Below are 24,682 nucleotides of genomic sequence, written 5' to 3'. Positions count from 1 at the left end.
TCACCGGTGGTGTCTCGTTGTCCGCACAATGACGGGTGCCGTCGTGAGGAGTACCTCCATGACGACTGGCGTTACGGCTCGCCGACGTCTCATCCGAGGCGTTTCCCCGGCCGTCGCACCGACACTGACGGCACCGGCACCCTGACGGCACCGGCACTCCTCGCCGTGGCCGAGCTGACTCAGTCCCGCGCGACGAGCGGGCGAGTTTCGCCGCGGCCTATGAGAGGTGCGCGAGAACCTCTCAGCCACATCCCGAACTGTTTCTCCCGCGGCTTCCGCTCGCGGGAGAAACAGGAGGAACCGGCGTCGGGCGCCACCGGGGCCCGCGCCAGTGACCCATCAGGAGAGGGCGACGCTGTACACCCGGAACTCGACGCGCAATCCGGGCAGGAGTCTTCCTTCACCGACGAACACCGTCTGGTTCACCCAGGCGTACCGCTTGTCCCCGGTTTCCATACGCGGTGTGATCATGAAGTACTGCTCACCGAAGGCGGTCGGTTCATCGCCGCCTGAGAGGACTGCCTTGATCCCTCTCGTCATCTCGATGAGCCCGAAGTACTGGACGTAGATGGCCGCCCCGTCGTGGGTGTCGAACGTGCTGCGCACGTCGACCCGGGCGTAACCGTCGTCGCCCACGAGCAGCCAGTCACCTCCGCCGGCGGTGATGGTTCCCTTCAGCCTGTCTCCTGTGATCCCTCCTCCCACTCCCTCAGCGATGACGCGGTCGCCGAAGGGACCGTCACCGACGGGCTCTGTGGCGAGGTCGACGTAGAAATCGAACTCCTTGACCAGGGTGGCCATGTCTTTCTCCTTCTTGGCGCAGTGAGTCGGACGCGCCGCGGGAACCCCAGCACATGCGTCGGATCAGCACGGACAGGGCCTCGTCGGGTGTGGTCATCGTGGCGATGTGCCGCGGCGCGTCGTCCGCCCCCGCTTCCCCGCAGCCGCTGTACAGAACAGCGCGGTGAACGGTGTGACAGCGCTCCACCGGAGCCGGAGTCTCAGCACACACCGCCGTCACCGGCCTGCGCACTCATCATGCCTGTTACTCATGCTCCATCAGGACCCGGATAGTGCTCACCACTGCTCAACACCGGGGCGCGCGACGGGCGACGGTCCGGCGAAGTGCGCCGCTGAACCGGCCGTCGGGAAAGGGCCAACACGTATCAACTGTTCGAGCGAGGTGACAACCCGGTCATGGGTCGCTGCTGCTGCGGCATCGAGTCCCTGGGCCGGTGCATGGTGATCAGACATTCCATGACGAGGGCACAGCCTTGAACGGTGTTCCCTCGACTACGACGAGGAGATCTCATGCTTACCCATCGCCGTTCCCGTGCGCGTCTGCTGGCCGCTGTCGTCGTCGCGGGCGTAGCGCTGCTCACGGCCTGTGAGGGCGACTCCGACCAGGACACTGCCGCGAGTGAGGTGTCGAGCACTGTCTCGGCCCCGGCGTCGGCGTCCGCGTCGTCATCCGCGTCCGCGGCGGACGGCGGGGAGACAGCGGCATCGGGTGACGGTGCGGCCGCGAACTCCTCCCGGCAGCAAGAGGGCTACGCGGCCGACGAGGACTCGGCTGCCGACGACAGTGCGGCCGACGAGGACGCCGCGGCGGACGACCGTGCCGGCGGGGTGAGCGGTGGGATCAGTGGAACGTTCGCCGGCGGCACGATCGAGTACTTGGCGCCGGGCACGTACATCGTGAGCGCCTCCGGGAAGGACCAGCAGTTCTTCGTCTCGGACAGCACCGCTGTCTACGGGGCGGGAACGCTGTGCGGCAGTTACAGCACGCGTGCGACCACACGGTGCTCCCTCGGCGACCTGGAGGCGAGCACCAGCAGCGGGTCCGTTGCCGCGGACGTGGTGGTCAAGCAGGGCGTCGCCACCCGGATCACCGAGCGCCCCGCGCCGGACGAGGGTCCGGCCGCAGACGGGCAGTAGTGTGCGCGGCGCGCGGGCATAACGGTTTTCGCCCGGGTCCGGCGGACGTCCGGTCACCGGCCCGGGCGCTGCCGATACTCGCCGGATGGCTCGCGTGCTGCTGATCGACAAGGATCCCGCGCTGTGTGACGAGGTGCGACAGGCACTCCTGCCCCTGCACGCCGAGGTGTTCGTCGCGTCGACGGGGCAGAGCGGACTGGCGAGTGTCCGGCAACGCTGTCCCGACCTGGTGTTGCTGGGCGCGGACCCGCCGGACATCAGCGCGGTGGACGTCTGCCGCGGCATCCGAGCGGCAGGCGCACTGCCCGTTGTCTTCCTGTCCGCACGGGAGGACGACGATGAGGCCATAGCAGCCTTGGACGCGGGAGCGGACTGGTATCTCGTCAAGCCCGTGGCTGCTCGCGTGCTGCAGTCCTATGTCGCCGCGGCTCTGCGACACCTCGGCCGGGTCCGGCCGGAACGTGCTCCGGCGGAACGGTACGGTGCCCTGCTCATCGACCGCGTCGCGGTGGAAGTGACCCTGGGCGGCCGGCGTATCCCCCTCGCCCACTCGGAGCGCATGCTGCTGTTCGCCCTGTCCGCGGCGCCGGACCGGGTGTTCAGCCGCGAGGACCTCCTGGCGGTCACAGGCGGAACCGACGGTGGTACGAATCCCCGGAACATCGACTCCTGTGTGAAGCGCCTCCGGTCGAAGCTGGGACAGTCACGTGGTGCGCCGGGCTTCATCGACACAGTGCGGGGACGGGGGTACCGATTCCGCGCGCGTCAGGACGGCTGCCTTTGACCGACGACTCACGGGAGCCGCTCAATACCTGCTCGCCAACTGCTCATCGGTTGTTCTTAGTTCGGTCGCGGCCGCCTGGCCCGAACGTCGGTCGTCGACACTGATCACCGGGGAGCACCGACTTCTCCACATCCCGTTCCGGGACCCCACGACGCGAGAGAGGCGTTCTTGATGAGCAGGATACGCAGCATGGTACGCACGTCCGGAGCCGCATCGTTCGCCGCCGCACTGCTGATGACCGGGGCGTCGGCCGCCTCGGCGTCGACGGACGTGGCGGCGTGCCCCCGGCCCACCCCCACGGTGGCCCCGATATGTGTCTTCGACGGAGCCGACTTCACCGGACTGCTCGAGAACAGGCTGGTGTGGACGCCCGTTCTGCCCGCCGACAAGAACGACAAGATCTCGTCGGTCATCAACGATTCCGACTACCGGCTCCGTGTCTTCGAGGACGACAACTACCAGGGAGCCTGGACCGAGATCGGCCCCCACCAGAGCTGGGTCGCTCCTGCCGAGTGGGACAATCGCATCTCCGGCTACTTCATGTACTGAGCCGGGCCACCCGCGCTGCGCAGACCGAGGGGGCGCGAGCCAGTACGTGACTGGCTCGCGCCCCCATGGCCTGTTGTCAGGAGTGCGTGTACGGCACGTCCGGGAAGTCCAGCCGGGCCTGCTCCAGCTGTGCTTCGTACGCGTCCGTCCACCCGAAGGCGGTCTCGGCCTGCTTCTGCAGATCGGCGCCGGCGGCCCCGCTCCAGAAGTGCACGAACTCGCCCATGTTCATGTCGCGGACGTAGGAGCCGTTGTGCTGGGCGAACTGCTCGGCCGTCAGCCGGAAGAACGCGTCGAGTGCCTCGCCCTTGCCGTGGTCGCGCCAGATGGGCAGGAACCAGTCACGGAACCACGCGGTGTTGGCTCGCGGATAGTTGTCGGTCTTGGCGATGGCCTTGCTGTACCAGCTCTCGGCGTCGGCGGTCAGCCCGGCTCCGAGGTAGGCGTCGTACTGGTAGATCTCCGCCCACTTGCTGTCGCCCCAGAGGCCGAAAGCGGGTGATCCGTTGACGCCGTAGGCCGAGAACTCCACGATGTGCGCGATCTCGTGCGACGTGACGTTCCGCGCCTGGGTGTCGGTCTCGCTCCAGTCAGCGAGACCTATGTCGATCACGTTGCGGTAGTCGTGGGACGCGTCGAAGACGTTCGAGGGGTGACCACCGCCGTACTTGCCCTTGTGGAAGATGGCGGCGAGCTGCGGGTTGCTGAAGCTGCCGTAGTTCTGCTTGGTGTACTTCCACAGCTTGGTGACGTAGCCGTTGAGCCAGGTCTGCGAACGGTCCATGTCATCGTCGAAGTAGATCGCGACGTCGTCGTTCTCGTGGACCTTGTCGAGCAGTTGGACGTGCTCCAGCCAGTGCTCCTGCCAGGTGGCCGGCATGGCGCTCGACGGGGTGGTCACGCTCACCGGCGTGGTGTACGCGGACTGACCACCGGCGTTATCCGCCCGCAGACGGTAGTGGTAGGTGGTGTTGCCGGTCAGACCGAGGTCCGTGTACCGGGTGGTGCCGTTCGGCACGACCCGGGACCAGTCCCAGTCGGTGCCGTTGAGGGAGCGCTCCAGCCGGAAGGACTGTTCGAGACGGGAGTTGTCCGTCCAGCTCAGGACGGCCTGGTCGCCGGAGACGGCCTTCACGGACAGGCCGCTGGGTGCCTCGGGGGCGTCGATCTGGGAGCCGGAGTTGCCGGTGCCCGTCAGTTCCCACTCGGCCACCTGTGTCTGGCCGGCACCGTTGTTGGCGGTCACGTCGAGACGGAAGTAGCGGTAGGAACGGTCGGTGCCGACCGTGTAGGACTTCTTCTGGTACCGGCTGGTGAACCATTCACCGCTGCGGGTGTCGAGGTCGGTCCACGTGGAACCGTCGACCGAGCCCCGCAGGGTCCAGTTCTTCGGGTCCCTCTCCGGACTGTCGTTCGCGGAGGTGACGGTGTAGCCCGTCAGTCTGGAGGTGCTGGCGGGCTGGTACTGGAGCCACGTGGTGGTGTGCTGCGTCAGGTACTTGGTGTACTCGCTGTTGTCCGCGGCCCGCTCCCCGCCCTCCGCTCCGCCCGTGGCGTACTGGTCCGTGACCTTGCCGGGCAGGTCGGTGATGTCGAACACGCCCACCGACAGCTCGGCGGTACCGGAGTACTCCGACAGCCCGTTGCCCGCTCCCACCGCGCGGACGCGGTAGGCGTAGGCGGTGTCGGTGTCCAGCGCGGGATCGGTGTAGGTGTGCACGTCGGCGCCGGCTGTGGCCAGTGGCTCGAACGGGCCGCCCTCGACGGAACGCTCGATCTGGAAGCCGGACTCGGCGTAACCGGTGTCGTAACTGGAGTTGTCCGCCCAGTCCAGTACGGCGGCGTCACCGTCCAGCGTCGCGGTCAGCTTGGAGGGGGCCGCCGGGACGCCGTTGCCGCCCGCCCAGAGCTCCCACTCCGCGAGCTGGGAGTCGGACGAACCGTTGGTCTCGCTCACCACGAGCCGATAGTGGGTGTAGGCCGTGCCGGGCGTGACGCTGAAGCCCCGGGTCTGGTTGCGCGCGGAGAACGTCTGGTTCGTACGGGTGTCGATGACGGTCCAGGTCGATCCGTCCACGGAGCCCTGCAGCGTCCAGTCCTTCGGGTCCCGGTCGGGGGCGTCGTTGGCGGAGGTGAGGGTGTAACGGTCGATCGTCGCGGCGGTGGCCGACTCGTACTGCACCCACATCGCCGATCGGATGGTGAAGTACTTGGTCGTGATGTCGTCGTCGATCAGCATCGACTCCGACTCGGCTCCGGTCTCCTTGTACTGAGCGGTGATCTTGCCGCCGTTGCCGGTGATGTCCGTGCCCGGGTCCGGCGCGGTGGTCACCGTCGCGGTCCCTTCCTCGGCGTGGGCTCGGGCGGTGTTGGTGGTGAGGAGTGTGGCGCCGACCGCTGTGGTGAGCAGTGCGGCCGTCAGAGGTCTGACGCTGGATCTGAGTCGGCTGCCGGAGCCGGCGGGGGAAAAGCGCACCTCGGGTCCTTTCCGTATGTGTGGCTGTGCCACTGCGGAAACGGATCAGGGGGCGCCTCGGTTTACCCGCGGTGGTGCCTTCGCCGATGTGCGGGACCAATCGTGTGCCAGGAACCGCCGAGGGCCGGTGTGCCGTGGACAGCGAGGCCCGTCCGGGTCACTTCCACGCCTTCACGCGCACGCGCTCACCCTGGGCTCCGAAGAGGCTGAGGAACTCGACGGGCTGATCGCCCAGGTTGCTGAAGGCGTGCGGGAGACGTGTGTCGAACTCGGCGGCTTCCCCGGCCTGGACCACGAGTCTCTCCCCGCCTGCCGTAATACCCAGTCGTCCGAACAGGACGTAGATCCAGGTGAAACCCTGATGGGTGTGCAGTTCCGGCGCCTCGGCGTCTGCCGGGCCCGCCGGCAGAACGTGCTTGTGCGCGTGCGGACCTCCGTAGTGGCGCACCAGCGGGATCGCCGTCCGGCCTTGCTGGGCGACGGCGACCGGGCGCAGATGGATGCGGGGGTCACCGGTCTGGGGGGCACCCACCAACTCGTCCAGCGGCACGTTGTACGCGGCCGCCAGCGGCAGCAGCAGATCAAGGGTGTACTTGCGCCGGCCCGACTCCAACCGGGACAGCGTGCTCGGGGAGATGCCGCTGATGTCGCTGATGTCGTCCAAGGTGGCCTGATGCTCATGCCGCAGTGCCCGCAGGCGTCCGCCGACCGACTGCAGGAAACCCTCTACCTCGTCGTGGTTCACCCCCTCATCTTGCCAAGTCGGCAAGCGGCCTTGGACGCGCCCGCCCGACGGCCGCAAGATCACCGGCGAACGGAAGGAAACACCATGACCGACGAACACATCCTGTACGACGCCGCTGTCATCGGCGCGGGCGCGGCCGGCCTCAACGCGGCGCTCACTCTCGGGCGGGCCCGGCGCTCCGTACTGGTCATCGACGCCGGGCAGCAGCGCAACGCCCCGGCACGGTCGATGCACAACTACCTGGGGCACGAGGGCATCACCCCCACCGAGTTCCTGGACATCGCGGGACGCGAGGTCTCCCGCTTCGGCGGGGAGCGCGTGACCGCCTCGGTGACCGCCGCGGCGCGTGAGACGGAGACGAACTTCCGCCTCGAACTCGACAACGGCGCCACCGTACGCGCGCGGCGGCTGCTCCTGGCCACCGGACTGGTGGACGAGCTGCCCGACGTGCCCGGCATCGCCGAGCGCTGGGCACGTGACGTACTGCACTGCCCGTACTGCCATGGGTGGGAAGTACGGGACCAGCCCATCGGTGTTCTGGCCACGAGCGCGGTGGGCGTGGAACAGGCGCTGCTGTGGAGCCAGTGGAGCGACCGGGTCACCCTGCTCGCGCACACCGGGCCGGTCCTCGACGGCACCGCACGCAAGCGCCTGGCAGCGCGCTCGGTGCGGGTGGTCGAAGGCGAAGTGCGCTCGCTGGACGTCGTGGACGACCGGTTGACGGGGGTGCTGCTCGCGGGCGGGCAGCGCGTCGACCTCACGCGGATCGTGGTCGCCCCCCGTTTCACCGCCCGCGTCACCGGGTTGGACGGGCTGGGCCTGGAGGTCACGGACTGGGAGATGTTCGGGCAGGTGGCCGGCAGTTTCGTGGCGGCCGGCCCGCAAGGTGCGACCAGCGTCGCCGGAGTGTTCGCGGCGGGCAACGTCACCAGTGTCACCGAGACGGCGATCGGTTCCGCGGCGGCCGGGCTGAAGGCGGCGGCCGGGCTGAACCTCGACCTCATCACCGAGGACACTCAGCGGGCCATGACCGTCTGACGGCCATCCCGTGAGCGGGGGCACGGGAGCCGTGGCCCCCGCGCCGCGTGCGGCACCTGACGGTTCACGAACGCCGACGGGTACGGGTCAGGCCGCGGCCACCGCGGTCCCGTCCGGTGTGCCGACCGGACGGGACCCCGAGCCGTACGGCGCGGTGTGTCGTCGCGGCCGGGTCCGGCGGGCACGCGGCGAGGGGCGACGCCGTAGAGCCGGTGGTCGTGGCACGTCGACCTCCCGCCGGTGGACCTTCGGCGCCGGTCACACCGACGTCGGAAGGGGGAGGTCGTCCGGTGCGGCCCCGTCCCGCCGCGGCAACGGCAGCCTCACGGTGCACTGGCTTCCCTGAGGGGTGACGACACCGCCGAGCACCCGGGCCAGCGCCAGGGCGGGCCGGTTGTCCGACAGCACCAAGGCGTGCAGCTCGCCGTGCCCGCGCTGCCGGGCGACGGCCACCGCCCGCGTGACCAGTGCCGTCCCGAGTCCCCTGGACTGCCAGGTGTCGTCGATCAGGAGGGCGAGTTCGGCGGGGCCGCGACCGGCTTCACCGGCGGCGGAGGAGCCCGGCGTCCGGTCGGTGTACAGGACGTGCGTCACGGCGACGACGTGTCCGGGAGCACCGGCCGGGTGGGTGACCCAGGTGAGGCCGGCCGACGGAGCGGCCAGAGCGCGCCACTCCGCTGCCGTGAGGCGCTGTCTGCCGGAGAGGTAGCGCAGCATGAGGCTCTGCCGTGAGCAGCGGGCGTGCAGGGCGTTGACGTACGGCAGGTCACCGTTGGCCGCGAGCCGCGTCCGGGTCGTCGCCCCGTCGCGCAGCCGGGTGGCCCACCCCGTGGCGGTGTCCGGCTCGGCCGGGGGGACGGCTGTTCCCCGGACGGCCGCGTTCCGCAGGGACCCCGTGGTGGCGCCGCCCATCAGGAGCCCTGCCGGTGCGGGGTGCCGGAGAGTTCCACGGCCGGGACGGGACGTGGGGGAGGGACGCGACCGGGGAAGGCGGGCGGTGACGGCCGGGACGGTTCCGGCATCCAGCGCGCCGTCACGACCACGGCGACCCCCACGGTGACCGAGGCGATGAGGAAGCCCAGCCGCATGGCGTCCACGTAAGCGTCCTGAGCGAAGGTCCGCAGGTGCGGCAGGGCGGCACGCAGCGACGCGGGCAGGGCCGGGTCGGCGGCGAGCGCGTCGAGGACGCCGAAGGTGTGGGTGAGGGACTCCGACGCCGTCTCCCGCACGGCCGCGGGCAGCGCACCCGCCACCTCGTCGAGCGTGTTCCGGTAGGCCGCCGACACGGCGGACCCCAGCACGGCCACACCGAGCGCCGAACCGATCTGCCGCAGAGCGTTGCTCAGGCCGGCCCCCGCGGCGGCCTGACCGGCGGGCACGCGACTCGTCGCCGCCGTGGTGGCCACACCGAGGACGAGCCCCATCCCGAGGCCGGACGCGGCGAGCACAGCCTCGTAGATCCACAGCGGCGTGTCGGCGGTCACGAAAGCCTGGCCCAGGCAGGAGCCGCCGATCAGGACCAGGCCGTTCGACACGGTCACCCGGACACCCACCAGGTCACGCACCCGGCCGCTGAGAGCGGCTGCCAAGACGGTCCCCACGGCGATCGGCAGGGCGCTCAGACCGAGCTGCATGGGGGAGAACCCGCGGACCCCCTGCGCGTAGAACACCATCAGGAACGTCCCGCCGGTGAGCGCGAAGTACGCCAGGGCCAAACCCAGCGTGCCGACCGCGAAGGCGGGGTCGCGCAGCAGCCGCACGTCAACGGCGGGGGCCGCGGCACGCCGCTCGTACCGGACCAGCGCCGACAGCAGCACCACGCCCGCCCCCAGGGGCAACAGCGTTCCCCCGCCGGACCACTGCCCGCTCTCCCCGGCGTGAATGACGGCGTAGACGACCAGGCCGGCACCCCCGGCGGAGAGCACGACACCGGGAACGTCGACGCGGAGGCGGCCCGGGGCGCGGGAGCCGGGCACCAGGAGCAGCAGCATCGCCGCACAAGTGATCACGACCGGCACGTTGACCAGGAAGACCGAGCCCCACCAGAAGTGCTGGAGCAGCATCCCTCCGGTCAGCGGACCCAACGCGATGGACAGTCCGCCCAGCGCCGACCAGACACCGATGGCCCTGGCGCGCTCCTCCTCGTCGAACATCTCGTTGATCAACGCCAGTGACACGGGGGGCACCACCGACCCGCCGACACCCATCACGGCTCGCCACAGGACCAGCTCACCGGGGGTTGTGGCGAACGCCGCCAGGGCCGATGCCACCGTGAACACAGCGAGCCCGGCCAGCAGCACCCGCCGGTGTCCCCAGACGTCGGCCATGACGCCCGCCGTGAACATGAGGGCCGCGTAGCACAGGATGTACGAGTCGAGTACCCACTGCAGCTCCCCGTTGGACGCCGAGAGATCGGCCTGGATGGTCGCCAACGCCACGTTCAGGATCGTGTTGTCCATCATGACCACGAGGAAGCAGCTGCCCAGCGCGACCATGGAGAGTGCGCGCCTGCTGTCCGTGCCGTGGACGGTGGCGCGGACGGGGCGGAAGGCAGACATAGGAGTCCCGGGGTGGTGGAGTTCGGTCGACCGGACGGTACGGCGGTCCGCGAAGCGGAAGAGCCCGTCAAAGACGCGGCATGTGCTCACGCTATCCGTGAGATTTTCCTTGCCTCCGCGAATTGAGCAGCAGATGAACGGAAGTTGAGACGGTGCGGGTCACACGTATCCGAAATTCTGTGTCCACATGGGACCCAGCGAGGTGACGCACACGCCGACGCCGATCACACGGAACTCCCGGCGCAGGATATTGCGCCGATGCGGGGGGCTGTTCATCCAGTCGGCGACCACCGCTTCCGGCGTCGGCTGGCCGAAAGCGATGTTCTCACCCCCGGGCAGTGGGAAACCGGCCGCGAGCATGCGTTCCGCCGGCGAGGTACCGTCCGGAGCCATGTGGTCGAAAAAGCCGAGGCGGACCATTTCCGCGCTGTGACCGCGGGCGGACGTCCGCAGCCGCTCGTCACCGACAAGGACCTCCAGGCCTCGTGCGACACGCTCCCGGTTCACCAGCACGGAGACCGGATCTTCCAGCAGACGTCGTACGGCACCGCCACCGACGGTGGACGCGTCCGCCGTTCGACGAGGCCGCGGCGGGCTGTCCTGGTCTCTCGCGGCGGGTCCGCCCAGGAAGCGGATGCGTCCTTCGCCGCCGTCCCACTGGGAATCCCAGTCGTCCGCGTCCGGGGCGTACATGCTCATCCCTTGAGCCGGTCCACCACTTCCTTGGCTTCCAGCAGACCCGCCCCCGTGGCCTCGCGGTACTTCTTCATCGCCGAGATGTCGTCCCCGGCACGGACGAGGGCGGTGACATCCGTCGGCACGAGTTCGTCATCCGGCACGTTCCCCTGCTTCAAGAGGAGATCGATTTTCTGCTCCAGGCGTATCATTCGCCGGTCCAGCCGGCGTGTCCGGTTTTCCAGCGTCGCCATCGTGGTGAGGCCCACGAGGATCGCGAGAAGGCCTGTGAGGACGTCCATGTGCAACCAGTTTCCTTCGAGCCCGGTAAGGGACCTTGCGGGCGGACGGCTGCACATCGTATCGGGCACGGGTGCGATCGCGAACGGCTCGCGCGTGCGCTGACGCTGCGGGCAGTGCTCATATTCCGCTCACTCATTGCCCAGCCGCGCCGGCTCCCGGGAACGGTGCGCGCTCCTTCCAGCGGCCCCCTCCCCAGGGAGGAGTCCGCCCCCCGACGAGCTTGCGCCGACGCCCGATTCCCTCCTCCCTGCGGCGGAGCCCGTCCACCTCCTCGTCTGCGTGGCGGAGCCGCCGAACAGCCGCCGGGACGGAGGTTGCCGCCGCGAACCGCGGGTGGACTGTGAGGACCACTGACCGAACCGACAGAAGGTCCCCGCATGCTCGGAGCACGCAGCCGCACAACGCCCCCCGGCACGCCCATCGGAATCGACTCCACCCGCAGTGCCGTACGTCTGACCCAGGTGACCAAGGCCTACGGCCGCGGACCGGCCGCGGTCGTCGCGCTCGACCAGGTCAGTACCGGCATCACCGCCGGCACCTTCACCGCCGTCATGGGGCCCTCGGGCTCGGGCAAGAGCACCTTCCTGCACTGCGCCGCCGGATTGGACCAGCCGACGTCGGGGGTGGTGCAGCTCGGTGGGCAGGACCTCGGAGACCTGGGGGAACGGCAGCTCACGGAGTTCCGTCGGACCCGCATCGGGTTCGTCTTCCAGGCGTTCAACCTCCTGCCCTCCCTCACCGTGGAGCAGAACATCACCCTTCCCCTGCGACTGGCCGGGGCCAAGGCCGAGCGGGAGGCAGTGCACGCCACCGCCTCCGCCGTGGGACTCACGGGGCTGCTGGACCGGCGCCCCGCCGAGCTGTCCGGGGGCCAGCAGCAACGCGTCGCCATCGCCCGCGCCCTCATCACCCGTCCTGAGGTGATCTTCGCGGACGAGCCCACGGGCGCACTCGACCCCGACACGGCCGAGGAGATACTCGCCCTGCTCCGGCAGGCGGTGACCGACCTGCACCAGACCGTGGTGATGGTCACCCACGATCCGGCCGCCGCCCAGCGCACCGACCGGGTGATGTTCCTGGCCGCCGGCCGTGTGGTCGACTCCGTCGACACACCGTCCGTGGCCCAGGTGAAGAGCGTCCTGAGTGAGCTGCGGAGGAGGTACTGATGCTGCGTCTGGCCCTGGCCACCTTGCGGTCGCGCGGCGGTGCCTTCGCCGCCACGTTCACGGCGCTGCTGCTGGCGGCGGCCGTGGTGAGCGCCTGCGGGGTGCTCCTCGAATCGGGGCTGCGCTCCGCACTTCCGCCGGAACGGTACGACAAGGCCCCGGTGATCGTGGCCGCGAGCCAGTCCGTGGAACTGGAGGTCGAGTCCGCCGACGGATCGGCCTACCGAAGCGCGCAGCCCCTTCCCGAACGCCCGCGCCTCGACGCCGCCCTGGCCGGCGACCTCGCCGCGCTCGACGGTGTCGAATCGGTCGTGCCCGACCGTCGCGCGACAGTGCGTCTCCTGGCGGGGGACCGGTCCGTCACCGGCGCCAACGGCGCCGTGCCCCAGGCACACACCTGGCAGAGCCGGGTCCTGGGCGGCTTCCGTCTCACCGAAGGACACCGCCCCGAGGGGCCCCGACAGGTCGTGCTGGACACCGACCTGGCCGAGCGGGCCGGTCTCCACGTCGGCGACGACGTCCGGCTGATGTCGGCGGCCGCGCCCCGCACCTTCGAGGTCACCGGCCTCGTGGCCCTCGACGGAGGCCGCACACCGCGGCAGTCGGTGCTCTTCGCTTCCACCGCCGCGGTCGAGGGGCTGTCACCGGCCGCGCGCACCTCGGTCGACGCGTTCGGTGTGCTCACCGCCCCGGGCACTGCCGCGGGGCAGGTCGCCTCGGAGGTCGAAAGGACACTGAAGGACACGAACGCGTCCGTGTACACGGGCGAGGGGCGAGGCGAGGCGGAGTTCACCGATGTGGCGGTCGGCGCGGCCACCCTGGTGGAGCTCGCGACCGCGATCGGCGGCAACGTCCTGCTCGTGGCGGTCTTCGTACTGTGCGCGACGACATCGCTCGCCATCCGGCACCGGCGCCGGGAGATGGCTCTGCTGCGCGCGATCGGCACCACCCCGCGGCAGCTGCACCGTATGATCGCCGCGGAGTCCGCCGTGGCCGGCCTGGTCGCGGGGCTGCTGGGCTGCCCGCTCGGCGTGGGCGTCGTGTACTGGCTCAGCGACCAGTTCGCCGGGCGCGGGATCGTGCCGCCGGACTTCCAGCCGGTGGTCGGACCGCTGCCCTTCCTCACCGCTGTGACGGCCACCGTCCTGACCGCGGTGGGAGCCTCCTGGTTCGCCGCCCGGCGCGCGGCGCGCATCCGCCCCACCGAGGCCCTGCGCGAGGCGACGGGCGAGCCCGACCGCCCCAGCCGCGGCCGACTGGTGACCGGCGGGGTCCTGCTCGCGCTGGCGGTGTCCGTACTGGGCCTGGGCCTGGCCTACCGCACCGACTTCCTGACCTTGGTCGGTATGGCGAACTCGCTGGTCCTGCTGCTCGTGACAGCGGCAGCGGTCCTCGGTCCGCAGCTGGCCCGCGCCGCCACCGCCGTGCTCGCCCCGCTGCTGCTGCGTACCGGCGTCGCCGGCTGGCTGGCGGCGGCCAACTCCCGGGCACGGGCCGCCCGGACGGCGGCGGCGGTCACCCCGCTGGTCCTGTCGGTGTCCTTCGCCGCGACCGTCGTCTTCACCCAGACCACCCAACTCGACCGGGCGGCCCACGAGATCCGTTCGGGAACAGTGGCCGACCACGTGCTGACCTCCACCTCGGGGGTCTCTCCCGATCTGGCGCAGCGGGCCGCGGATCTGCCCGGGGTGTCGGCCGCCACCGGGGTGGTCCGCTCCAAGGCCGTGGGCGTGGGCTCACTGCTCGGTACGGAGGAGACCGTGTCCCTGACCGCGCAGGGCCTCCAGCCCGCCGCTCTGTCCGCCACGATCGACCTGGACGCCCGGGAAGGGAACCTCTCCGCCCTTGCCCCGGACACGGTCGCCCTCAGCACGACGGCGGCGTCGTGGCTCGGCCTGGAGGTCGGGGACCGGGCTCATCTGTACCTCGGGGACGGCACTCCCTTCACCGGCGAGGTGATCGCCGTGTACGGCCGGGGACTCGGCTTCGCCGATCTCACCTTCGACCACGACCTGCTGCTGTCGCACACCACCGCGGGCGTCGACCAGTCGGTACTGGTCCGATCGGCATCCGGGGCCGGCGACGTCGCGGAAGAACTCTCCGCCCTGGCCCACTCGTATCCGGGCACGGCCCTGAGCGGCGCGCTGGCGGTGGACGACCTGGTGGCCGAGCAGAGGGCCATGGCGTGGGTGAACTACGTGGTGGTCGGACTGATCATCGCCTACACCGCGCTCACCGTCGTCAACACCCAGGCGATGAACACCGCCTCCCGGCGCCGCGAGTTCGCCCTGCTGCGGCTGACCGGGACCACCCGTGCGCAACTGCTGGGGATGGTGCGCCGGGAGAGCGTGGCGGTGGTGATCACCGGGGCGGTCCTGGGAACGCTCCTCGCCGTTCCGCCGCTGTCCTTGGTCGCACTCGCCCTGACCGGAGGGCCGTTCCCCACGGTGCCGGTACCGGGCTGGCTGGCGATCGTCGGCACGACGGGTCTGCTGGCGGTGGCCGGGGCGATGCTGCCCAGCCGGCTGATGCTCCGCGCCCGGCCGGTGGACGCCATCGGGACGAAGGAATGACCGCGTGACAGGCGGCCGAGGGGCAGTGGCGAGCTGACCGCAGGAGTCCCCTGCCGGCTCTTACAGGTGAGTGATCCGATGCACATGAGGGAACAGCCTGTGTGTTCACCGGGCGGTGACACGGTCCACGGCGAGTTCTCGGACGCCCCAGGACTCCTCTTCGTCGGCCGGACGGAGGAGCGTGCGGTGTTCCGGTCGGCGCTTCGCGGCGAGCGCGAAGCGCCGGCGGTGCTCTACCTGCACGGCATGACCGGTTCCGGGAAGAGCGCGTTGCTGAGGCGGTTCGCCCGTGACGCCGCCGGCGCCGGCCGGACGGTGCTCGAAGCCGACGGAGGCCGGTTCGCCGCACCGCGAGCCCTGACGGCCGCTCTGGGGAACATCGAGGACCTGACCGGTCCCGTGCTGCTCGTCGACGAGGTGGACCGGTGCGAGGGGCTCGCACCGTGGCTGCGCGAAGGCATCCTGCCCGCCCTGTCCGAGGACGCGATCGTCGTCCTCGTCGGCCGCCGGAGCCCCGAACCGGCCTGGACCGCCGATCCCGGATGGGCCCGCCACGCCCGCACGCGCCGGCTGACACGCCTGGCGGACGACGAGGCGGACCGGCTTCTCGACAGCCTCCTCGTGCCGAGGCCGCTGCGCACCGCCGTCAAAGCGTTCGCCGCGGGCCACCCGCTCGCCCTGCGTGCCGCCGCGGCCGACGCACTGACCCGTCCCGTCCCCGTCGCGGGGACGGGGACGGGGACGGCATGGTCGCCCGCTCCGTCGACCACCTCTTTCCTGTTCGGCCGCCTCGTCGGCCCGGCACCCACGGCCCTGCAACGCAGGACACTGGCCGTCGCGGCCGCCGCGAGGGTGGTCACCGAGGGGCACCTGCGGGCCGACGTGGGGAGTCAGGCCACGTACGCCTTCCAGTGGCTCCGCACCCAGCCCTACACGACACCGGTGGCGGAGGGTCTGCGGATGAGCGAGGTGCTCGTCCACGTCGTGCTGGCCGAGAGGGCGCGGCAGGACGCGTGTCGCGAGGGCACAAACTTGCCTTACTGGTAAGTTAAGGTTCATGAGTCCCCGGAAAAGCACCCGCAACCAGCTCATCGCCAGTGCCGAGGAGGTCTTCTACAGCCGAGGCATCGGTGCCACCAGCGTGGACGTCGTCGCGCAGGAAGCCGGCGTGTCCAAACCGACGGTGTACGCCCACTTCGCCGGCAAGAGCGAACTCGCGGCGACGGCACTGCGTCACCGGCACGACCAGGCGGCCGCGGAACTGGCGGACTGGCTGGCCGGAGTGGAAGAACCCGGCGACCGGCCGCAGGCGGTGTTCTCCTGGCTGGCTCACCGGTACCGGACCAAGGGCAGGCGAGGCTGTGCCTTCCTCAACGCCGCGGCCGAGACGGTCGACCCCGAGGACCCCGTGCACCACGCCGTCCGGGCGGAGAAGCGCTGGCTGCTGGACCTGCTCACCACCTTGTGCGCCGAGGCCGGTACGGCGGCGCCCGAACTGCGCGCCTCCCAACTCCTGCTGCTCATCGACGGAGTGGCGGGGCGCGTGGTCGTCGAGGGGCCACAGGCCGCCGCGCGGGCGGTGAGCGACGCCGCGGCCGCCGCGGCCGTGCTGCTGGCGGCCGGTACGTCATGAGGCGCGCCGGGGACCGGGTCGCGCGCCGGACCGCCCTCCTGCTGTCGGGCCTGGCCCTCTACGGGGTCAGTACGGCCCTGCTGGTCCGCGCGGGTCTGGGAACGGATCCGTGGACCGTGCTGACCCAGGGCGTCGCCCACGCCGCGGGGCTGTCGCTCGGAGCCGTGATGGTTCTGGTCTCGGCCGTCGTGTTCGTCCTCTGGATACCCCTGCGGCAGCGTCCCGGCATCGGCACCCTCGCCAACGCTGTCCTCGTCGGCCCCGTGCTCGACCAGGCGCTGCGGGTACTGCCCACCCCCGGGCCGTGGCCGTGGCGACTGCTGTTCCTGCTCGCCGGCCTCGTCGGCACGGCGGTGGCCACCGGGCTGTACGTCGGCGCCGGCTGGGGACCGGGCCCCCGGGACGGCCTGATGACCGGGCTGGCACGGCTGGGTGTTCCCGTTCTCGTCGCCCGTACCCTCATCGAGGCATCGGTCCTGACGGGCGGGTGGCTGCTCGGCGGTACCGTCGGCATCGGCACGGCGGTGTACGCCGTCGGTATCGGACCGCTGGTCGCCTTCTTCCTGCCGCGTCTGGCCCTGAAGCCGGGTGAACCGCAGGCCACCACTACGACGGGCTCCGCGAGAACTGCGTTCCGATCGTCCGCAGCAGTGCGAGTGCGTCCTCGTCCGCCGACCCCGGGACAGCCGTGTACAGAACGACGCGCAGGTCACTGCCCTCGACGGTGAGCACGTCGCAGTCCAGGGTCAGGGGACCCACCTGGGGGTGACGGATCGTCTTGCGGCTGGAGGCATGACGAGCGACGGCGCGCGCCTGCCACAAGGACTCGAACCGGGGACTGGCTCGCCGGAGATCGCTGACGAGGCCGCTCAGCAGCGGATCGTCCGGGTGGCGTCCGACGGCGGCACGAAGGTCGGCGGTGGCCGCGGACTCGAATGCGGCGTCCTGCTCGGCGGTGGCGACGACCCGCGACGGCACTCCGGTGAAGTGGCGCCACAACAGGTTCTGGTCGCGTGCGGGACCCGCGGAGAGTTCGCCGAGCAAGGCGATCAGCAGCGGGTTGGCGGCGACCACCTGCCACGCGGCGTCCAGTACGAGGACCGGGGTGTCCGACATCCGGTCCAGCATGCGTCGCACTCCGGGCGCGAGGTGCCTGCTGATGCCGTTGACGCGCGGGTCGGCATGCCCCGCGAGCCGGAACAGGTAGGCGTTCTCGTCGTCGGACAGGCGCAGCGCCCGGGCCAGGGACTCCACCACCGACGGCGAGGGGTTGCCCGCCCTTCCCTGTTCGAGGCGGGCGAGGTAGTCCACGGAGAGTCCGGCGAGCATGGCCACCTCCGCGCGACGCAGACCGGGTGCGCGTCGGCGGCCTCCCGTGGGCAGTCCGACGGTCGCCGGGGTGAGGCGGTCGCGCCAGCCGCGCAGAGAGCGGGCGAGTTCTTCGCGTTCCATGACTCCATGGTCACCCACTTCGCACGGACGAGGGTCGCCCTGTCAGTGCTAGTACAACGCGGTCTCTGGTACCGGACCGGCAGGCATCCCATCGTTGAGGACAGCGGCCGTCGCAAGCGCTGCGAGCCGCTCCCCAAGTCCACCACCGTTACGGAGTGACCCCATGACCACGCGTTCCAACCGCAACCCCGCGCCGCTCACGCTTCGGGCCCGGCGCCTGGAGAACAAGGTCATCCTCGTCACCGGCGCGTCCGCCGGCATGGGCGAGGCCGCCGTGCGGCGCTTCGCCGCCGAGGGAGCGACGGTCATCGCCGGCGCACGCCGCGTGGACCGTCTGGAGCTGCTGGCCGCCGAACTGTCGAGCGAGGGCACGGAGGTGATCGCCGTTCCACTCGACGTGACCGACGAAGCGTCCGTCGAGGCGGCGGTCGCCACCGCCGTCCGCCGGTTCGGCCGCCTCGACGGCGCCCTGAACGCCGCCGGCGTGACCAGTGACGGCACCCCCGTGCACGACAAGCCCACCGACGTCTACGACCGGATCATGGAGGTCAACGCCAAGGGCGTCTTCCTGTCCATGAAATACGAGGTCCGCGCCCTGCTCGCAGGCGGCGGCGGGTCGATCGTCAACGTCTCCTCCATCGGCGGGATGGTCGGTGTGGCGGGCATCTCGGAGTACGTGGCGTCCAAGTGGGCGGTCAACGGCCTCACCAAGAGCGCGGCCCTGGAGCTGGCCCCGCACAACGTACGCGTCAACGCCCTCGCGCCGGGCTCCACGCGCACCGAGATGTGGGACATGCTGCCCGCCGCGATGCAGGACCACCTCGCGTCCATGTCCCCGATGAACCACGTGGCACCCGCCGACGACATGGCCCGTGCCGCCCTGTTCCTGCTCTCCGACGAGAGCCGCTGGACCACCGGGGCCGTGCTCCCGGCGGAGGGCGGCCACCACGTGGGCCGCTGACCCGGCCCGCAGACGCTCCGCGCGTGAGCAGAAAATGGACAGCAACCGGCCGACCGTTGCCTGTGGTCGCGCGTTAGCGTCCCGGGACCGGAGTGATCACACCGATCCAGGGAGGTTCCCATGCCACAGGTCACGGGTCACTGGCTCGACAACCCGGCCCTCACCTCCCTGACCGGGCCCCACGCCCGGTTCGCGGAACGCCGTGGACGCGTGCTCCGCTATCCGCGTGAGGTGTCGGGGTTCGTGGCCCTGCCCGACGCCCCCGTGGCGGCGGACTGGGAGGACCTCGCCGCGCTCGCCGGTCCCGGGAACCGTGCCCTCCTTCCCGCCTCGGCGGCCGTGCCACCGGCAGGCTGGGACGTCGAGTGGCGGCTCGAAGGCTTCCAGATGGTCCTGGACGGACGCGACGACGCGTGCGTCCCCCACCAGGAAGTGCTCCGGCTGGGCCCCGCGGACGTACCGGAGATGCTCGCCCTCGCCGAGCGGACTCGCCCCGGCCCCTTCCACGCGCGGACCATCGAACTCGGCGCGTACTACGGCATCCGCCGGGGCGGCGAACTCGTGGCCATGGCGGGCGAACGGCTGCGTCCGCCCGGCTGGGCGGAGACGAGCGCCGTCTGCACCGCCGTCGCCCACCGGGGACAGGGCCTCGCCGCCCGGCTCGTCCGCGCCGTCGCGGCCGGCGCCCGGAGCCGCGGCGACCGCTCCTTCCTCCATGTGACGGCCGACAACACCCGGGCCGTGCGGCTGTACGAGTCCCTGGGGTTCCGCGTGCGCTGCCGGACGGCCTTCACCATGGTCCGCGTGCCCGCACCGGCCCGGAGGGCCTGACGACGCCGGGCAACGCCGCTGACGCTACGGCAGCAGGTGGTGTTCCATGGCAAAGACGGCCACCCCGGCGCGGGAGCGCCGTCCGGGCTTGTCGTAGACGTGCGAGGCATGCTCGGCGACGTGGACGACACGTGCGGCCAGGGGGCAGGCGCGGGTCCTTCCGGCCGTGCGGGATGCCGAGCCCGTCCCAGCGTTCGTAGACGTCGTCCAGCGCCGCGAGGTGGGTGTGCCCAGTCCGAGCCCCTTGCCGAGCACCCGGCTCGTCTCACAGCCGTTGCGCATGGCTTCCGCGCCGGCCCTCGGCAGTACCTCGGCCAGGACACCGGTCGGTTGGTGCGCGGTCTGCCGGGTCGAGGTGTTTCAGCGCGCACCGGAACGCGACCTCGTCACCGAAAGGGGCCGCCGGCTCCGGTGCGTAGGACGTGCAGCCGACCGAACGCAGCAGGGCCGTCTCGTGGACGGTCCGGCACGTGTCCGCTCCCGCGCCGAGCGCGTCCCGTGCGAACACGGTCGCCATCACCCAGGCGCGCAACCCCTTCTCCACGGCCATGCCGGCCGCCATGTCGGTGGTGAGGGAGAACGCCGCCAGTATCTCCGCGACCCGAATCGTCTCCATCCGCACAGGTCGATCAGCCGATGTGCCGGGGCCACTGGCCCGTGAAGGACGTGCGGAGCGTGGAACACGACATCCAGTGGGTCGTCCCGCCGGGCCTGCACTACGGAGGCACCTACCGGTGGCCGGGAGGCGGTCCTGGACAACGTCTTCGCTCGTTTCGTCCGGAGTGGCAGGGCTTCGCCGTGCACCCGCCGAAGTCCTCCCCGCCGGGGAGGCGGTCGTGGCGCTGGGGCACTACAGCGGCACCAACCTGTCCACGGGCAAGGCGATGCGGATCCGCTGCGCCCATGTCCGGCGCTTCGAGCACGGCGTGCCCGTCCACTTCGAGACCGTCCTCGACACCCACACCGTGGTGCGTGCCATGGGGCACCTGCCCGCCTGAGCAGAGGTGAGCGCGCGGTGAGCCACAGATGACCTGGTCGGCCGGGGTGCGTGAAACCTAGGCTCGTCCCAGCCCGTCCTGCCGTCCGGGCGGACGGGCCGGCGCAGGCACGTTGCTCGATCTCACACAGGACAGGTGCGGACATGACTGGCACGACGAACGAGGGAGCAGCGTCCGAGCTGCCGTTCTCCTTCTCCCACACGGCCTTGGTCGTCGACGACATGGAAGCGGCGGTGAAGCGGTTCTCCGACGTTTTCGGTGTCGCCTTCACCATGCCTGTGACGAGTGTCTTCCCGTATGTGCGGGGGACCGCCGGTGTCACCCAGGAGACCGTGCGGACGTGTGTCTCCCTCACCCAGGAGCCCTACTTCGTGCTCGTCGAGGCACAGGACCGGGAAGAGGGCGTCTACGCGAGGAACCAGGCGGGCTCCCTCGCCTACTGGGGCTGGTGGGAGGAGGACACGGAGGCACGGCTGAGGCATCTGCGGGCGGAGGGCGTGGGGATCACCGCGACCTACGCGATCGGACCCGACGCGCCACCCTCCATGATCGTCACGGAGCGCGACCTCTGCGGTACCCGGCTCTGTTACGTGGGCACCGCGCTGCGGGACGAGTGGGCCGACCGGGTCGGACGCGAACACGGCGGTGGCCCGCTGCCCGAGTCGTACTACCACGTGGGCATGGTCATACCGGACATCGACGCGGCGATCGAGCGGTGCGCCGCGGTGCTCGGCGTGCCCTTCACCGAAGCGGCCTGGACCGAGAGCCCCCACCAGGTGGAGGGCGATGTGGTGCACACGCCCTTCCGCCAGCGCCAGGCGATCTCCCGCACGCGCGAGCCGTACATCGAGCTGATCGAGGCGACGGGCGACGGTGTCTTCGGGCCGGACCGCGCCGGAGCGCTGATGTACTACGCCTGCTGGGAGCCGGAGATGGCCCGGCGCGTCGCGCGGCTCACGGAACAGGGTTTCACCATGGACGCCGTCATACGGATGGACGCCGACTCCGATCCGATCGCCGCCATCACGTCCCGTGACGCGACCGGCATCAGCATCGAGCTGGCGCACCCCGGCGCCAAACCCGTGATGGAGCACTGGGCGAGCACCGGGCGGCTCCCGCAGTACTGACGGGCCGGCCGGGGCGGTGGTCCGCCCCGCACCGACACGGCACGGGCCGGCGCGCACAGCGCCGGCCCGTGTTCGTACTCCTCCGGCTCAGGGCACGACGAGTGCCTTCACGACGCGCTGCCGGGCCACGTCCTCCAGTGCGTTCTGCGCCTCCGCCAGGGAGTACTCCCGGCTGATGAGCTCGGTCCAGCGGAACCGGTCGCGGTAGCGGGCCATCACCTGGACGGCCCGGTACAGGTGACCGGCGTCGCTTCCCCAGCAGCCCCGGACATCGAGGTGCTTCTGGTTGAGGTCGAGATGCGGATTGAAGGACGCGGCGCCCGCGTCCGTGTACTGTCCGACCACCACGTACCGTCCCGCGTCCCGGGTCAGGCGCATGCCCTCGGGGACCGCGTCGGCGACGCCCGTCGCCTCGATCGTGACGTCGGCGCCCCGCCCTCCCGTCAACTCGAGGACCCGCTCCCGGCGTTCGTCGACGGTGGTGCGGGTGATGTCGATGACGGCGTCGGCCCCGAATCGGGACGCCGTGCGCAGCCGGACCTCGGGTCCGCCCACCACCACGACCCGGCCCGCCCCGCGCAACTGGGCGAGCACGGCGGCACACAGGCCCACCGGACCGGCGCCCTGGACCACCACGGTGTCACCGAAGGCGATGTCCGCGAGGGTGACCGCGTGCAGGGCCGTGGGCATGCCGCACCCGCCGGCCAGGAACTCCCGCCAGCCGAGCTCCTCGGGGAGCGGAATCACATGCACCCCTGGCTTCAGGTGGATCTGCTCGGCCCAGCCGCCGAACAGTCCGTCGTCCGCCGACAGGGTCACGCCGTACACCTTGCGTTCGGGGCAGCGCGTGGTGGCGTGGCCCACGGTGCAGTACCAGCAGCGGCCGCACGTCCCGTACACGTCGAGGAAGGTGACCACCTGGCCGATGGCGAGCGGCGCCCCGGACACGTCCCGTGGCGTGCCTGCGCGGGTGTCGACGGCGGCGACGCGGCCGACACTGACGTGCCCCGGGATGATGGGGTAGGGGACTCCCGCGAGCTGTCCCTGCCACAGGTGTGTGTCGGTTCCGCAGACCTCGCTGCCCAGAGTCCGCAGGAGAACGCCGCCCGGTTCGAGCGCGGGCGGATCGATGTCCCGCAGCTCCAGCGGCGCGCGGGGCTCGGGCATGACGACGACGGCGACCATGATGTCTCCCTCTCAGACGGTGATGACGGTCAGTGCGGCGTTCCGGTGCCGCTCGCGGATCTCCTTCTTGTCGTGCTTCCCGGTGGAGTTCCTGGGGATCGACGGCAGGAAGGACCAGTACTCGGGCACCTGCCAGCGCTGTTCCAGCCGCTCGGCGAGGAACGTCTTGAGCAGCGCGGCGTCCACGGGTTCCGCCCCCAGGACGACGCACGCCAGGGGGCGTTCTCCCCAGGTGTCGTCGGGTATGCCGACCACGCAGGCCTCGACCACCGCGGGATGTTCCGCGAGGTGGTTCTCCAGCGTGAGGGAGGAGATCCACTCGCCGCCCGACTTGATGACGTCCTTGAGCCGGTCGGTCAGATCGAGTTGGCCGTCGTCGAGGATGCGTCCCACGTCACCGGTCCGGAGCCAGCCGTCGTCGAACGCACTGCCGTGTGTCTCGTCCTCCCCGTGGTAAGAGGCGGTCACCCAGGGCCCCCGCACCTGCAGTTCGCCCACGGCCTGACCGTCCCAGGGCAGCTCCTGTCCGTCGGCACCGACCAGTCTGGCCTCCACGGACGGGGTGAAACGGCCCTGGGTCACCGGCGTCCCGGCGCCCCCGCGCGGGCCGCCCGGCCGGTAGAAGGAGCCGAGCGGTGAGGTCTCCGTCATGCCCCATGCCTGCAACAGGGCGATGCCGTGCCGGTGCGCGTAGGCCCGCACCATGGACGCGGGAACGGCGGCACCCCCGGCCACGATCTCCCGCAGGGACGACAGGTCGGCCTCGGGGTTCTCCTCGGCGTGGCGCAGGAGGGCGCCCCAGACCGTCGGGACGCCGGCGCCCTTCGTCGGCCGTGCCTCGGCGATGAACGCGGCGAGCGGTGCGGCCGTGAGGAACCGGTCGGGGAGGGCCAGCGAGGCACCGGTGACGAACGCCGCGTAGGGGAGGCTCCACGCCAGCACGTGGAACTGCGGGACGACGGCCAGCGCCATGTCCTCCCGGGAGAGCGCGAACGCGTCGGGCAGACACGCCTCGACCGAGTGGAGGTAGACCGACCGGTGACTGTAGACGACCCCCTTGGGGCGGCCGGTCGTCCCGGAGGTGTAGCACATAGCGGCCGCGGACCGCTCGTCGAGGTCCGGCCAGTCGTAGGTGTCAGCAGCGCCATCCAACAGTACCTGATAGTCGTGCACTTCGGCTCCGGGGGCGGCTTCCCGCAGCGCGGCGAGGTCGGCGGGGCCGTTCACGATGACGTGCCGCACGGCTTCCAGGTGCGGCAGCAGGGGCAGGAAGGACGGCACCAGCGAGTGGTCGACGATCACATACGCGTCCCCGGCGTGACGCGCGATGTGTATGAGCTGTTCCGCGGGCAGCCGGATGTTCAGCGGATGCACGACGGCGCCCATCGCCGGTACGGCGAAGTACGCCTCGACGTGCTGCTGGTTGTTCCACATGAAGGTGGCGACCGGATCGCCCTCGTCCACGCCCAGGGCGCGCAGGGCGTTCGCGAGCCGGGCGGCGTTGCGCGCGGTCTGCGCGTACGTCACCTCTTCGTGCCGCGCGCCCCCGGGCCCGGCCGTCACGATCCTGCTGTTCGCGTGCACCCGTGCTCCGTGTTCCAGGATGCGTCGTATCTGCAGGTGCGTGGTGTGCATGGTGCTGCGCATGGGGTCTCCGGGGTGAGGGGTGAAGTGGTTCCGGTGCCGCTCC

At 70.9% G+C, this 24,682-nt stretch carries 24 protein-coding genes; 12 read left to right on the top strand and 12 right to left on the bottom strand.

Annotated features, from left to right (window positions below):
• Nucleotides 1-339: 339 nt before the first annotated feature.
• Nucleotides 340-801, bottom strand: a complete 462-nt coding sequence (locus J7I94_RS22510; RefSeq protein WP_215169331.1) for a DUF3237 domain-containing protein — start codon at nt 799-801, stop codon at nt 340-342.
• A gap of 510 nt (nt 802-1,311) precedes the next feature.
• Here J7I94_RS22510 and J7I94_RS22505 point away from each other — a divergent pair.
• From J7I94_RS22505 to J7I94_RS22495, 3 genes are all read left to right on the top strand, one after another.
• Complete coding sequence (locus J7I94_RS22505; protein ID WP_215169329.1) at nt 1,312-1,938, top strand: hypothetical protein; 627 nt, start codon at nt 1,312-1,314, stop codon at nt 1,936-1,938.
• 85 nt (nt 1,939-2,023) lie between these two features.
• Nucleotides 2,024-2,722 carry a response regulator transcription factor gene (locus J7I94_RS22500; protein ID WP_215169327.1) on the top strand — a complete coding sequence of 233 codons (699 nt, stop codon included), beginning with the start codon at nt 2,024-2,026 and terminating at the stop codon, nt 2,720-2,722.
• A 189-nt stretch (nt 2,723-2,911) separates the two neighbouring features.
• Nucleotides 2,912-3,271, top strand: a complete 360-nt coding sequence (locus J7I94_RS22495; RefSeq protein ID WP_215169325.1) for a peptidase inhibitor family I36 protein — start codon at nt 2,912-2,914, stop codon at nt 3,269-3,271.
• Between the two features lie 76 nt (nt 3,272-3,347).
• Here J7I94_RS22495 and J7I94_RS22490 read toward each other — a convergent pair whose 3' ends face one another.
• Nucleotides 3,348-5,747 carry a fibronectin type III domain-containing protein gene (locus tag J7I94_RS22490; protein WP_215169323.1) on the bottom strand — a complete coding sequence of 800 codons (2,400 nt, stop codon included), beginning with the start codon at nt 5,745-5,747 and terminating at the stop codon, nt 3,348-3,350.
• Nucleotides 5,748-5,904: 157 nt separating this feature from the next.
• Nucleotides 5,905-6,492 (bottom strand): helix-turn-helix domain-containing protein, encoded by a 588-nt coding sequence (locus J7I94_RS22485; protein ID WP_215169321.1) that lies wholly within the window; start codon nt 6,490-6,492, stop codon nt 5,905-5,907.
• Nucleotides 6,493-6,576: 84 nt separating this feature from the next.
• Between J7I94_RS22485 and J7I94_RS22480 the strand changes: the two genes are divergently transcribed.
• Nucleotides 6,577-7,530, top strand: coding sequence for an NAD(P)/FAD-dependent oxidoreductase (locus tag J7I94_RS22480; RefSeq protein ID WP_215169319.1), 954 nt, complete (start codon nt 6,577-6,579; stop codon nt 7,528-7,530).
• A 258-nt stretch (nt 7,531-7,788) separates the two neighbouring features.
• Here J7I94_RS22480 and J7I94_RS22475 read toward each other — a convergent pair whose 3' ends face one another.
• The 4 genes from J7I94_RS22475 to J7I94_RS22460 form a co-directional block, all read right to left on the bottom strand.
• Nucleotides 7,789-8,442 (bottom strand): GNAT family N-acetyltransferase, encoded by a 654-nt coding sequence (locus J7I94_RS22475; RefSeq protein ID WP_215169317.1) that lies wholly within the window; start codon nt 8,440-8,442, stop codon nt 7,789-7,791.
• Nucleotides 8,442-10,088, bottom strand: a complete 1,647-nt coding sequence (locus J7I94_RS22470) for an MFS transporter (protein ID WP_215169315.1) — start codon at nt 10,086-10,088, stop codon at nt 8,442-8,444. Before J7I94_RS22470 ends, J7I94_RS22475 begins: the two co-directional genes overlap by 1 nt.
• Before the next feature lie 159 nt (nt 10,089-10,247).
• Nucleotides 10,248-10,787: a CAP domain-containing protein gene (locus tag J7I94_RS22465; protein WP_215169313.1), complete on the bottom strand. Its 540-nt coding sequence runs from the start codon at nt 10,785-10,787 to the stop codon at nt 10,248-10,250.
• The gene (locus J7I94_RS22460; protein WP_215169311.1) at nt 10,784-11,065 is read right to left on the bottom strand and encodes a hypothetical protein; all 282 of its coding nucleotides are present in this window, start codon (nt 11,063-11,065) and stop codon (nt 10,784-10,786) included. The genes J7I94_RS22465 and J7I94_RS22460 overlap by 4 nt, the downstream gene beginning before the upstream one ends.
• A 378-nt stretch (nt 11,066-11,443) precedes the next feature.
• On the opposite strand from J7I94_RS22460, the gene J7I94_RS22455 reads away from it, so the two are divergent.
• The 4 genes from J7I94_RS22455 (at nt 11,444) to J7I94_RS22440 (ending at nt 16,438) form a co-directional block, all read left to right on the top strand.
• The gene (locus J7I94_RS22455) at nt 11,444-12,232 is read left to right on the top strand and encodes an ABC transporter ATP-binding protein (protein WP_215169308.1); all 789 of its coding nucleotides are present in this window, start codon (nt 11,444-11,446) and stop codon (nt 12,230-12,232) included.
• On the top strand, nt 12,232-14,805 hold the full coding sequence (locus J7I94_RS22450) for an ABC transporter permease (protein ID WP_215169306.1): 2,574 nt from the start codon (nt 12,232-12,234) through the stop codon (nt 14,803-14,805). Before J7I94_RS22455 ends, J7I94_RS22450 begins: the two co-directional genes overlap by 1 nt.
• Before the next feature lie 84 nt (nt 14,806-14,889).
• On the top strand, nt 14,890-15,852 hold the full coding sequence (locus tag J7I94_RS22445) for an ATP-binding protein (protein WP_215169304.1): 963 nt from the start codon (nt 14,890-14,892) through the stop codon (nt 15,850-15,852).
• A 10-nt stretch (nt 15,853-15,862) separates the two neighbouring features.
• On the top strand, nt 15,863-16,438 hold the full coding sequence (locus J7I94_RS22440) for a TetR/AcrR family transcriptional regulator (RefSeq protein ID WP_215169303.1): 576 nt from the start codon (nt 15,863-15,865) through the stop codon (nt 16,436-16,438).
• 606 nt (nt 16,439-17,044) lie between these two features.
• On the opposite strand, the gene J7I94_RS22435 is transcribed toward J7I94_RS22440, so the two are convergent.
• Nucleotides 17,045-17,890 (bottom strand): helix-turn-helix transcriptional regulator, encoded by an 846-nt coding sequence (locus tag J7I94_RS22435; RefSeq protein WP_215169301.1) that lies wholly within the window; start codon nt 17,888-17,890, stop codon nt 17,045-17,047.
• Nucleotides 17,891-18,053: 163 nt separating this feature from the next.
• On the opposite strand from J7I94_RS22435, the gene J7I94_RS22430 reads away from it, so the two are divergent.
• Nucleotides 18,054-18,851, top strand: a complete 798-nt coding sequence (locus tag J7I94_RS22430; protein ID WP_215169299.1) for an SDR family NAD(P)-dependent oxidoreductase — start codon at nt 18,054-18,056, stop codon at nt 18,849-18,851.
• A 120-nt stretch (nt 18,852-18,971) separates the two neighbouring features.
• Nucleotides 18,972-19,682 (top strand): GNAT family N-acetyltransferase, encoded by a 711-nt coding sequence (locus tag J7I94_RS22425; RefSeq protein WP_215169297.1) that lies wholly within the window; start codon nt 18,972-18,974, stop codon nt 19,680-19,682.
• 24 nt (nt 19,683-19,706) lie between these two features.
• Here J7I94_RS22425 and J7I94_RS22420 read toward each other — a convergent pair whose 3' ends face one another.
• On the bottom strand, nt 19,707-19,964 hold the full coding sequence (locus J7I94_RS22420; protein ID WP_215169295.1) for a hypothetical protein: 258 nt from the start codon (nt 19,962-19,964) through the stop codon (nt 19,707-19,709).
• Complete coding sequence (locus tag J7I94_RS22415) at nt 19,948-20,298, bottom strand: hypothetical protein (protein WP_215169293.1); 351 nt, start codon at nt 20,296-20,298, stop codon at nt 19,948-19,950. Before J7I94_RS22415 ends, J7I94_RS22420 begins: the two co-directional genes overlap by 17 nt.
• A gap of 220 nt (nt 20,299-20,518) precedes the next feature.
• On the opposite strand from J7I94_RS22415, the gene J7I94_RS22410 reads away from it, so the two are divergent.
• Both J7I94_RS22410 and J7I94_RS22405 read left to right on the top strand, forming a co-directional pair.
• Nucleotides 20,519-20,680 carry a hypothetical protein gene (locus J7I94_RS22410; protein WP_215169291.1) on the top strand — a complete coding sequence of 54 codons (162 nt, stop codon included), beginning with the start codon at nt 20,519-20,521 and terminating at the stop codon, nt 20,678-20,680.
• A 143-nt stretch (nt 20,681-20,823) separates the two neighbouring features.
• Nucleotides 20,824-21,807, top strand: coding sequence for a VOC family protein (locus J7I94_RS22405; RefSeq protein ID WP_215169289.1), 984 nt, complete (start codon nt 20,824-20,826; stop codon nt 21,805-21,807).
• An 87-nt stretch (nt 21,808-21,894) separates the two neighbouring features.
• Here the strand turns inward: J7I94_RS22405 and J7I94_RS22400 are convergent, their stop codons facing one another.
• Nucleotides 21,895-22,992, bottom strand: a complete 1,098-nt coding sequence (locus tag J7I94_RS22400) for a zinc-binding dehydrogenase (protein ID WP_215169287.1) — start codon at nt 22,990-22,992, stop codon at nt 21,895-21,897.
• A 12-nt stretch (nt 22,993-23,004) separates the two neighbouring features.
• On the bottom strand, nt 23,005-24,639 hold the full coding sequence (locus J7I94_RS22395; RefSeq protein ID WP_215169285.1) for a long-chain-fatty-acid--CoA ligase: 1,635 nt from the start codon (nt 24,637-24,639) through the stop codon (nt 23,005-23,007).
• Between the last annotated feature and the right edge of the window lie 43 nt (nt 24,640-24,682).

This window comes from Streptomyces sp. ISL-12 (genome assembly GCF_018614415.1).
Lineage (GTDB): Bacteria > Actinomycetota > Actinomycetes > Streptomycetales > Streptomycetaceae > Streptomyces.
This window is presented reverse-complemented; position numbering and strand designations above follow the sequence as displayed.